The following is an 11,381-nucleotide window of genomic DNA, read 5'->3' on the forward strand; positions in this document are numbered from 1 at the left end:
CAAAATATGATAAGGGAAAATGGAAAAACTATTATATTTTTTATGCGGTTGAAAATCCCTTAAATTTGAAGAGGATACAAAATTCGTAAGAAGCTAAGGAAAAAGTGTTCAGAATCAATTTATATACTGATTATCTTGTCTCTAATTTTTCTGTTCTATTTTAGTATACTTTTTGTCCTGCTTCAGTATATTTTGTATCAGGTAACTTTTTTATTTTTGTATCAATAACTTTTTTATATTCCTTCCTCTTATTTTCAGTTATGTCTCCTTGCAGTAAAACTAAAGCTTTGAGTCTTTTGATTTTTATTATGCTTTTACTTGTCCCAATCGCGGGGGCAGCTTCGAATACAGGCAATATCAAAAAAGCTGACCTTTATCAAGCGCCTGAGAATTCTACTAATGAAAATGCTCTCTTTGCAGAACTGAGTGCAAACGTCGAGCTTTATAACAAGAATTTCGATAAAGTTCCTGATGTTCTGCAGAGACTGGTGGCCAGTGAGGAAATAGCCGGGAAAATCAAACTTGAGAACGGCGAGATGCTTTACGTGACTTTACTTATGGGAGGAGGACAAGTAAGGGATTTCTACAGTTATGAAACTCCTGATGATCCAAACTCAAAATTCGGGCCTTCCATCACAGTGGAAACCGATGAAAAAACCATACAAAATGTGCTTGATTCGAAAGAGCCTTTAAAGGAAGCTGTAAAAAGCATGAATGACGGCTCTCTGAAGGTGGAAACCGAAGGACTTTTCCGAAACTTTATGCTCTCAACTTTAAAGACATTTTATAAATGAGCCAATCCCAAAACCTTGAATTTTGAATAATCGCTCTAATTTCTAACGTGAAAATAGTATAATAGATTTGGGAATGAAATTGGTTTTGGGATGAGCTCAATAAATAGATAAATAAACAAATAAATCGACTCAGTACCAAAACCTAGTGATGAATTTAAATTTCAAAACCACTAGGTTTTGTAATTAGTCATAATCCTTGTGACATAACTTAAAAATTGAAGTCTTTAGATGTCGAATATTGATTTTGATGATAACTGGACTCTTCTTGCTAACTCAGGTCTTCAATTAAAAAATACGAAAATCACTGGATTTTGGAACAGAGTCAATAAATCAATAAATAAATAAATTTTTGGGCTCTAGAAATCTAAGCTCTAGAAATTATTGATTTGAAATGCCCTTTTCCTTTCTGTGAAAAGGGCACAATTTTTTCAGAATTTATGGTTTTGTTCTCAGATTTTTCAAATTTACAAGATCTCTTTGATACAGATTTTTGACACATATATGACGCGTTAACTCTTTGATTTTGATGCATATATCGTATTTCCGTACCTGCCTATGTTAATCCTTTTTCCGTTGGGTTTAGGTTCATGAGAGTAACTCCAAGATGGATGTCCGGCATCAATACAGGGAGAGATTACTGTGTCTTTAACCCAGGTTTTTCCATTCCATCTTCCAGTTGTTGATTTCAGATGGTAATCATGTTTTGTCTGGCTTGCAAATAGTGGATTTACATGGATGTCAGTTTTCGAGGTACAACTTTTATAATTTCCTACTGCGTTGTTGTAGAGGCAGTTATATTGCAAATATATTTTATGGTTTTTACTGGCGAGATAATTCATCACACCATACCCTGTCCCACCCGGACTCTTTTTACGTTTCAGGGTGTTTACGATTATATTGTTGCGGGCAATTATTGCGTATACAGATTTTGATGTGTAACTTGGGGAATAACTTTCCGGGTACAAATTGGCAATAGCCACATGATATATGCCGTCAAAGACATTGTTTTCAATGTAAGTATTATGAAATCCGCTAATTATGACACCGCCGACCCAGGTAATGCTAGGATTAGTGCCTGTTCTGTAAAAGACATTATTGTGAATACGAACATTTTTTCCAAGATCTTTAGTAGCAGAAGCGGTATCATAATTGAAAATCCAGATCCCAGGACCATAGGTGTTATGGATAACATTATTGTAGATACTAATACTATCCATAGTACCTGTATCAGTCCCGCCTTTTTCGATTTGAATTCCTGGACCGCCTGCGCTCCAGTCGTAGGAAGAATCAATCACATTATCATGGAATTTTACGTGATTTGAGTTCCATATTCTAAGACCGCTGTTAGTCCTGCAGGTTATCCTGTTTTTCCAAGCTTGTACATACTGACTACGAATAGCAAACAGACCGTCGTGCCCCATTTTGTATAACTTGTTGTTATAAAATTGGATGTTTTTACAGGAATTTGCCCTCAGCCCATCGCCGAGACCATCATACATATACATATTGTATACTTTTATGTTGTTGCAGTTAGTGAAGTACATTATATTATAGTGCCCGTCACCCAAAGAAACTTTTGAATTGCCTTTACGGTTTCCATTAACCTTGAAACCTCTTACTACAATGTTACTATTCCCAGAACTACTCATCTGCTTGATCAAGGGTTTCATTGCAACCCAGCCTGCATTATTAGCAAGTTTGATCACAGCACTCGAATCCCCTTCAAGAATAGTATTACTACCGATTAAAAGAGTATCGTCAATAACATATGTAAAAGGACCTTTAAGGTGGACAGTGGTATATTTAGAGTTACCGGCTACAAACTTAAGGGCCTGATTTATCTGTACATGATCGTCTTTTCCATCGCAATTATATTTTCCAGTGCCATCCCCCGCAACATATACTATTGATGAGCTAGTTGCACATAAAGCTGTAGGAATGCTTGCAAGAAGAAGGAAACCTACCACTAAAAATATCACTAATTCTCGTTTTAACACTGGTGTCATCTGGAGGGGATCATAATAAAATTCATTAGTATTCTTAATAGATTGATATTGGTCAATTAACGTGTATACATCTCCTTAAAATTTATAACTTCTTACTAAATATTATAAAATATAATCCCTTTTTTGAGACCTGGCCGACAGCATTTTAAAATTTAAGACGAGTTTCGAATTTTATGATTGTAAAAAAGTTCTGAATAAATTATTTACATCAGGAATTGCTGAACACAAAAACATGTTATTTATACGGAATTTAAAACAAGTCTCCCTGTTTTTCAAGTCAATTCTTCTCATTTACATGAATTTCCTCGCGAGGACATAGAGAATAAAACTATAGATATGTTGGCAATTATAAAGTAATTCTCTAATAAAAAGATTCCCAGCTCCTGTTACAATATCGAGGTCGTCTAAAGGCTATCGTATTAAAATTCATTATAAATATGTAAATATTTGTACGGATGAACATCTAACTCCAATAAGAATGTTTAATAAAACCTAAAAGTATGTTACTATTTTCTGGACTTTGAGGATATAGAAAAAGATCCTGAAGAAATCATTTAGAACGAGAACTGATGGATTCGAGTATATACGACAAATATGGAACTTAGAATAAAGTGCCACAGCTTTTCACGTCCATTTATCTAATTATAAAAATTTAGCAACTATTAAGAATTGTCAAATCTTTGAGGATTGAAATGACTTAAAAACGATTCTGTTCCAAAATCCAGTGATTTTTGTATTTCTTGATTGAAAATCTGAATTCGAAAGAAGAATCCGGTTTTCATCAAGATCAATATTCGATATCTAAAGACTTCAACCCCAATGTCGTATCAAACGGATTGTGACCACTTACAAAATCCAGTGATTTTGAATTTTACATTCATCACTGGATTTTGGTACTGAGTCTTAAAAACTAATAAAAAATACAAAATAAATAAAGAATCTTGATACGGAAATAATGAGCCAAATCAAAAGAATAAAAGAGGATTATGGTGCTTTTTCGATGTTCATTAATTATCAAACTCTTCGTTTTCATCATAATCGATATCAATCTAATTTCTTGGTAGGCTGAATAGTTATAATGAATAATACTTAGTATCAAGGGTTAATGCTTGACAACCTCTCCAGGATATGTATATCTTCCTTTTTCCATTATCGTACCGATATTTATACTTGTATTGATACCTGTATGCACGTCATCTCCCATAATCACTCCGAGTTTTCTCCTGCCCGAGTCAAGAATCCTGTTTTTTATCATTACTTTTATGTTTTTTCCGTCATGGCGGAGGTTTGCAACCTTGGTACCAGCTCCAAAGTTGCAGCGGTGCCCGATAACACTGTCTCCGACATAACTCAGGTGACCCACATGAGTGTCTTTCATGATAATCGTGTTTTTTATTTCTACGGCATTTCCAACTCTTACATGATTCCCTATTGCAGTGGAAGGGCGAATAAAACAGTTAGGCCCGATATCGCAGTTTTCTCCTATTATTACCGGGCCTTCGATATAAGAACCGTTTCTGACAATAGTGCCTTTTCCGATTACAACCTCTCCTTTTACGGTAGCGTTCGGTTCCACGGTACCTTCGCAGCTGCCCTCAAGGCCTTTCAGGAGATATTCGTTTGCTTTCAGGAGGTCCCATGGGTACCCTATATCTATCCATCTGCCTTCGAGAGGGCTGTAACCCACGGCTGCTCCACTGTCGATCAGCATCTGGATGGAGTCCGTAATCTCAAATTCATTTCTCACTGAAGCCCGGGTTCTGTCAATAAAGTCAAAAATGGATTGCCTGAAGAGATATATTCCGGCGTTTGCAAGGTTAGTAGGGGGGTTTCTAGGTTTTTCTATTATCCTGACAACTCTACTATCATCGGTTTCAAGTACCCCGAAATCTGACGGGTTTTCTACCTCTTTTACGCAGATGACAGCTTCCTCTATCCTTGAGATAAGGGCTTTTAAGTCCTCCTGGCCTATGAGCATATCCCCGTTAAGTACAAGGAAAGCCCCATCAACATAGCCTTTTGCACAACCTATTGCATTTGCAGTTCCTAGCTGCTCTTTCTGCTGCACGTACTCTATGCTTACTCCCCATTTGCTTCCGTTTCCGAAGTACTCTTTTATCTGCTCTTCGAGATAACCGGTAATGAAGACAAAGCCTTCAATGCCTGCCTCTATGGCTGAATTGAGAATATGTTCGAGGATGGGTTTATTTGCGACCTGGAGCATAACTTTGGAACAGCCGGAAGTTAGAGGTTCCATCCTTGTGCCTTTGCCTGCCACAAGGACAACCGCTTTCATTTAAGTGCCTCCTTTGCTATCTTTTCAGCCATCTCAAAAATCTCGTCAACGTTTTCCCGGGCTTCAGCTGTAATTCTTACTTTTGCTTCCGTCCCCGAGGGGCGGATGAGTACCCAGCCATTGTCCATTTCCACGCGAATTCCGTCGATGTCAAGTACCTTTCCCAGGGGCTCGAGTTTGGCCTTAATTTTTTCCATAAACTCTGCCTTTTTGTCATTTGCACAGGGGAAAGCTCCTCTTTTTGTGGCATACGTGGGGAGCTCTTCTCGAAGCTCGCTTAGTTTCTTTTTCTTTACAATCTCAACAAGTTTTGCAGCTGCGTAAATTCCATCCGGACAGTAGGAAATCTTCGGGAATATCCAGCTTCCTGATGGCTCGCCTCCGTAGATAGCACCGCACTGTTTTATGCCCTCTGCGACGTAAACGTCTCCAACTCTTGTTCTCACAATTTCCGAACCCTTAAGGGAATCGTCAACCATCATTGAAGTGTCCACAGGCACGACGACTGTTCCTTTCTTACCGTTACACTCATACAGGCCGAAAATTGCGAGCATTTCATCTCCTGAAACAAAATTGCCTTTTTCGTCCACTGCCATCATCCGGTCCGCGTCACCGTCGTGTGCGATTCCGAGATCGGCTCCGAAATTCACAACAGCTTTTTTGAGCATTGAAAGGTTTTCATCGTTAGGCTCAGGGTTTCTCGCAGGGAAGTGGCCATCAGGCTGAGCGTTCAGGGTTATTACCTCACAGCCCAGTTCCTGAAGAAGATAAGGGCTAATTGTCCCTCCTGCTCCGCACCCGCAGTCAAGTACAACTTTCAGGCTGGAACTTTCGACAAGCTTTTTGATCATGTTCATATGGGCCCGAATAGCACTTCCGTCTTCTTCGAACTTGCCTATCAGGTTCCAGGGAACCATGGAAAAGTCCTCATCTTCAATTGCTTTTTCTATCTCTTCCTGCTGTGCCGAGTCAAAGGCCATGCCATCAGGGTTCCAGAGTTTAATCCCTACATACTCTGAGGGGTTGTGAGAGGCTGTAACCATTACACCGCATTCGTATTCTCTGGTTGCATATGCAAGGGTTGGAGTAGATACCAGGCCTATTTCTGTAACAGCACAGCCTGTAGCCGTGAGCCCAGCAATCAGGGCATGCTCGATCATAGGGGCCGAAACTCTAGGGTCTCTCCCGATAACTGCAGTTTTTTTCCGGCTTCCCAATACAAGCCCTACCCTAAGCGCAAGTTCGGGCGTAATTTCTTTATTTGCTATCCCTCTTATTCCTGAAGATCCGAAGAGTTTCATATGTCCCATTCCCAAATTTCCTGAAGTATGTTTTCTTGAATTCTCTTAATTTTTGATTTTAAATTTTTAGTCTTTCCGTTATTCTACAGTGACACTTTTTGCAAGATTACGCGGTTTGTCAATCGAACATCCACGAGCAAGGGCAGTATAGTAAGCAAGCAGTTGAAGGACTACAACACTGAGCAGCGGAGATAGCAGTTCGCTAGTTTGAGGAGTTGTAAGGACAACATCCGCATACTTTCCGATCTCGGTGTCTTTGTTATCAGCCACTGCGATAACCGTTGCATCCCTGGCTTTTACTTCTTTTATATTGCTCAGCACTTTATCGTAAGTCTGCCCTCTTGTTGCAATGGTAACTACAGGCGTTCCTTTTTCAAGCAGCGCAATCGGTCCATGTTTAAGTTCGCCTGCAGCAAAACCCTCGGCATGCAAATATGAAATTTCTTTTAATTTGAGAGCTCCTTCAAGGGCAATAGGATAGTTAAAGTGCCTGCCGAGGAAGAAGTAATTCTCTGCATGAGCAAAATTCTCTGCACATTCCTTCACTGCTTCTTTCTGGTTAAGAATCTGCTGAATCTGACCTGGTACTTTTCTTAGACCCGTGATGAACCCTTTAACGTAATTAGGACTTAGCTTGCCTCTTGCCAGGGCAAATTTTACGGCAAGTATATAAAGAAGCGTGAGCTGGGTACTGAAAGTCTTGGTCGCAGCAACTCCAATTTCAGGCCCTGCTCTGGTATAGAGCACACTATTAGCTTCTCTTGTAATGGTGCTTCCTACAACATTTGTGATTGCTAGCGTAGGGCAATTGTAAGACATTATTTCCCTAACAGCAGCGAGAGTATCTGCAGTCTCCCCAGATTGAGTAATTGCAATGGCAAGGGTTCCGTCACTTATAACCGGGCTTCTGTACCTGTACTCCGAGCAGATGTCTATATCGCAATGAATTCCTGCAAGCTGCTCAAAAAGATATTTCCCAAGCAGTCCTGCATGCCAGGAGGTTCCACATGCCAGAATCTGGACTCTTGAAAGTTTCCTGATCTCTTCGTCGGTCATACTTAGTTCTTTGAGATCTATTGTTCCTTCAAGTTCCGAGACTTTACCTGCAAGTGTATTATGAATTGCACTCACCTGCTCGTGGATCTCCTTAAGCATGAAGTGTTCGTAACCGGCTTTCTCAGCAGCTTCAAAGTCCCACTCAATTTTTTCTATTTTCTTTTCGCAGACTTTTCCTTCTCTGTCAAAGATCTCTACGCTGGTAGGGGTAAGAATTGCAGTTTCAAGGTCATTTACGAAAATTACGTCCCTTGTATAATTCAAAAAAGCAGTTACATCCGATGCGGCAAAGTTCTCTCCTTTGCCGAGTCCTATAACAAGTGGGCTGTCTTTTCGGGCAAGCAAGAGTTTTCCCTGTTCGTCAGCACAGAGAACTGCAAGGGCATAAGAACCTTCTATCTCTTTTAGCGCTTCCCGCAGTCCTGTAAGAAGTTCACATTTTACTTCTCTTCCATCGGGCTTACCATATATGTGCTTATGCAGGAGATGTGCGATCACTTCAGTATCAGTTTCCGATTTAAATTCATATCCTTCTGCAGTCAGTTGTTCTTTCAATGCCATGTAGTTCTCTATAATTCCGTTATGTACAACCGAGATCTTACATGGGTTTCCGGAGGTATGCGGATGAGCATTTGTTGTGCTGGGTCGTCCGTGGGTTGCCCAGCGAGTGTGCCCTATTCCGATGTTGCCACTTGTTCCGTCTGGGACAGTGGCTTCAAGATTCACGATTTTACCTACTGACTTATAAGTATCAATTCCGTTGCTCAGAATCGAAATCCCAGCAGAGTCATATCCACGATACTCGAGTTTTTTGAGAGATTCTATGATAACAGATGCAGCAGAGTTTTCTCCTGCATATCCTACAATTCCACACATTTTTCCACCTTTTAAGGGTTAAAGAACAACCGAATGACGGGACAGGTCCTTATATATAGTATTTCCAGATTCAACCTGGCAGTCAACAGCTACTGTCACTCCGGCTTTCACAAGTACGCTATTCCCAATCCGGTTGTCGTCTCCGAAGATGGTGCCGAGTTTGGGAGTTCGATGAACAGTTCCGTTCATTATGATCGATAGACCTTCTTTTTCTTCAACAAAGAAACCTGAGCCAATTGTATTGTTGCTTCCAATTATGGAATTAGAGATCCGTCCATGTGAGTATATCCTGCAGTCATTCATTATTATGCTGTTCTGTATTTCGGTAAATGACCTGATCGATACATTGTCACCTATTGTTGTGGAGGGCAGAATAACTACATTGGGACCGATATCACAGTTTTCCCCTATGACTACAGGGCCTACAATGTAAGTTCCTGAACGAATCCTGGTATTTTTTCCTACTGCCACTTTTCCACTAAGGAAAACTCCATCTTCAATTTCTCCTTCAAGCTTCAGGTTTTTGTCTGAATTTAAGACTGTGGCATTAGCTTTTAATAGATCCCAGGAATGGACAGCATCAAGCCACTTTGATTCGGTAGAAACGGAAGTAATGATTTTTCCTTCGTCAATCATAAGCTGGAGGGTATCGGTTATTGCATACTCCCCATTTTCAGATATCGGGGTTTTTTCGATGGTTTCAAAGACATTTGGCGTAAATATATAAATTCCGGTATTCACAATACGGCTCAGGTCTCCAGGCCTTTTTTCCAGAATTTTTGTTACTCTTTCTTTCTCTTTCAGAACCACACCATAGCCTGCAGTCTCTTCCATCCGAACAGTTAGAAGGCTTGCGTCCCCTTCATAATTGTTCAGAAGGTCTGCTATAGTTTTCGGTTCTACCAGGTTGTCTCCATTGAGCACGAGAAATACCGAGTCCTCGGGGTCAATCCATTTTTTTGCCTGCTCAATTGCATGTGCAGTACCTAGCTGAGCTCTCTGCTCAACATACTTTATTTTCACTCCAAAGTTTAGCCCGTCTTCGAAATAATCCATTATGCGTTCTTTTTTATATCCAACAACTAATATAATATCAGTTATTCCATTTTTTTCAAGCGAACCTATTACATGCTCTAAAATAGGCCTGTTGGCTATAGGAAGCATTACTTTTGAACGAGTTAGAGTAAGAGGCCTGCAGCGCAGCCCTTCTCCTGCTGCAAGGATAATAGCTTTCATAATTTAAAGAACCTTTTTTAGAATTTATACATTACCTTCAAAAGTCTTAAACAAAATAACTATACCTAAATATATCTAGAGTATTCTGTCTGTATAAGGGATAACTAACAATAAAAAAGTAATCCCTATATAATTAAGAAATAAGTTTTCCTACAGATAAACAACTCCATAACATAAATCCAGGGACTCCAATAGAATTCTATCCTATGTGTCATCTTTTATATGATGTTTTATCTTTTTGAAAGTGCCAAAACTTATTTATTTTATAACTCCGGTATGTATTTCCTACTTTTTATGTCTTATGCTTCCAACCTTTGAGAACCCGGACAATTCTTGATAAATTCTTTCCATTAGAAGTTTTAGTTACTGTCTTACATTTAACTAATAGTCGCCGTAGCTTATGGAGAATTTCATCTATTACTTAAAATCCTTCGGGGTACCTCACAACTTTCTATATGATCGTAACAAAAGACTTTAAATAATATTGAATTTGCTAAAAATCAGGTATGGATACCCACTTTGATCCATAAAGAATGAGGTAACAATGAACATTTTGACTTTAGTCATGGAGTTGCTCATCTGTATAAAATAGCAGGCGTTTAAAACAAATCCGTAACCTGCTCTTGAAGCAACACGGTTAAATGAAACATATTAATAGAAATATATTAATGAATCTGACCTTTACAGGGCTTATCTCAAAAACAAAAAACATTTAAAAGTCTTTATGGGCATCTTGATAGGGTCTACTGAAGAAGAATTTATAAAAATCGGCATATTTTGACTCAGTTCCAAAATCTAGTGATGAAAGTAAGTGTAACATCACTACATAAATTTATAATTCTCTAATTATGTAATGATGTTACGGCAAAAACAATGGTAATTATAAATCTTACTCTTAATAACTTATCGGAACTCCCTGCTCTCTCATACCTTTTTGATAGTTATAGCAATGATTACGAATATACCACAAGAGGAATTTTTCGTAGAAAAATTCCTCCAGCCTGCCCTATTTGCAGTGCTCCTATGGTTCATAACGGCTATAATCTATACATCAAAAAAGGTCTTGGAAAAATCAGCATTGGTCGATACAAATGCCAAAATTGTGGTAGTACAGACGAAGAAGATCATAGTTTTTGGGAAGGTCTGAAAACTTTACTTTTTGATTCATTTAATAATTTTTTCCAGGTGCTCAGATACCATAAAGTTTCTTATGATGGAATTTCTGATATAATGAGCTTCATATTTCCAAGATCAAGAAGCACTATTTTTAGAACATTCAACAAAGAAATGGAACAGGAAAATGTTCCAATTTTAGAAAATGTACATATGGTGCACTATGACGAACAGCATCCAAAAGAGGGACGTTGTCAGAAATACCGTTTAACATTACTGGATGCAAAAACTCAAAGAACAATAGCAGATGAACTTTTTGAGGATAAAAGTTCAGAAACCATCAAAACGTTTCTACGAAAAAATCTAGATACATCAGAACCTGTGTTTATTGTTACGGATTTTGATAAGAGATACCCAGATATTTTAAAGGAAGTTTTTGGGGATAAGTTAGTGCATCAATACTGTTTGATGCACTTAAACAAGCTTATAGTTAGCGATTTTCCGAAGAAAACAACAATTGAACAGGAACTATTAAAATACAGGTTATTGAATATATTTTACAATCGTGAAAATGAGATTAAATTCCTGGAAAAAATTCTATCTGAAGAACTTAACGTAATTATGAATGAAGAAAAGCATCAAGAATGGAGTATAAAGGCAAAAAAGGAATTTAACCGATTTAGATATAAATTGAAGCTAGAAA

General features: G+C 38.6%; 7 protein-coding genes. 2 read left to right on the forward strand and 5 right to left on the reverse strand.

The window, feature by feature from the left end:
- Nucleotides 1–308 precede the first annotated feature (308 nt).
- Complete coding sequence (locus ASJ81_RS04760; protein ID WP_245859804.1) at nucleotides 309–794, forward strand: hypothetical protein; 486 nt, start codon at nucleotides 309–311, stop codon at nucleotides 792–794.
- 509 nt (nucleotides 795–1,303) lie between these two features.
- Here the strand turns inward: ASJ81_RS04760 and ASJ81_RS04765 are convergent.
- The 5 genes from ASJ81_RS04765 to glmU (ASJ81_RS04785) all read right to left on the reverse strand — a co-directional run bounded on the left by ASJ81_RS04765 (nucleotide 1,304) and on the right by glmU (ASJ81_RS04785) (nucleotide 9,565).
- Nucleotides 1,304–2,761 carry a right-handed parallel beta-helix repeat-containing protein gene (locus ASJ81_RS04765; RefSeq protein ID WP_245859806.1) on the reverse strand — a complete coding sequence of 486 codons (1,458 nt, stop codon included), beginning with the start codon at nucleotides 2,759–2,761 and terminating at the stop codon, nucleotides 1,304–1,306.
- 1,141 nt (nucleotides 2,762–3,902) lie between these two features.
- Nucleotides 3,903–5,096 (reverse strand): bifunctional sugar-1-phosphate nucleotidylyltransferase/acetyltransferase, encoded by a 1,194-nt coding sequence (gene glmU / locus ASJ81_RS04770; protein WP_095643489.1) that lies wholly within the window; start codon nucleotides 5,094–5,096, stop codon nucleotides 3,903–3,905.
- On the reverse strand, nucleotides 5,093–6,397 hold the full coding sequence (gene glmM / locus ASJ81_RS04775) for a phosphoglucosamine mutase (RefSeq protein WP_095643492.1): 1,305 nt from the start codon (nucleotides 6,395–6,397) through the stop codon (nucleotides 5,093–5,095). Before glmM ends, glmU (ASJ81_RS04770) begins: the two co-directional genes overlap by 4 nt.
- Nucleotides 6,398–6,475: 78 nt before the next feature.
- On the reverse strand, nucleotides 6,476–8,329 hold the full coding sequence (gene glmS, locus ASJ81_RS04780; protein ID WP_095643490.1) for a glutamine--fructose-6-phosphate transaminase (isomerizing): 1,854 nt from the start codon (nucleotides 8,327–8,329) through the stop codon (nucleotides 6,476–6,478).
- Between the two features lie 18 nt (nucleotides 8,330–8,347).
- On the reverse strand, nucleotides 8,348–9,565 hold the full coding sequence (gene glmU / locus ASJ81_RS04785; RefSeq protein ID WP_095643491.1) for a bifunctional sugar-1-phosphate nucleotidylyltransferase/acetyltransferase: 1,218 nt from the start codon (nucleotides 9,563–9,565) through the stop codon (nucleotides 8,348–8,350).
- 873 nt (nucleotides 9,566–10,438) lie between these two features.
- Between glmU (ASJ81_RS04785) and ASJ81_RS04790 the strand changes: the two genes are divergently transcribed.
- Nucleotides 10,439–11,381: ISNCY family transposase (locus ASJ81_RS04790; RefSeq protein ID WP_095642727.1), on the forward strand; the 943-nt coding region annotated here is incomplete at its 3' end.

This window comes from Methanosarcina spelaei (assembly GCF_002287235.1).
GTDB classification, from domain to species: domain Archaea; phylum Halobacteriota; class Methanosarcinia; order Methanosarcinales; family Methanosarcinaceae; genus Methanosarcina; species Methanosarcina spelaei.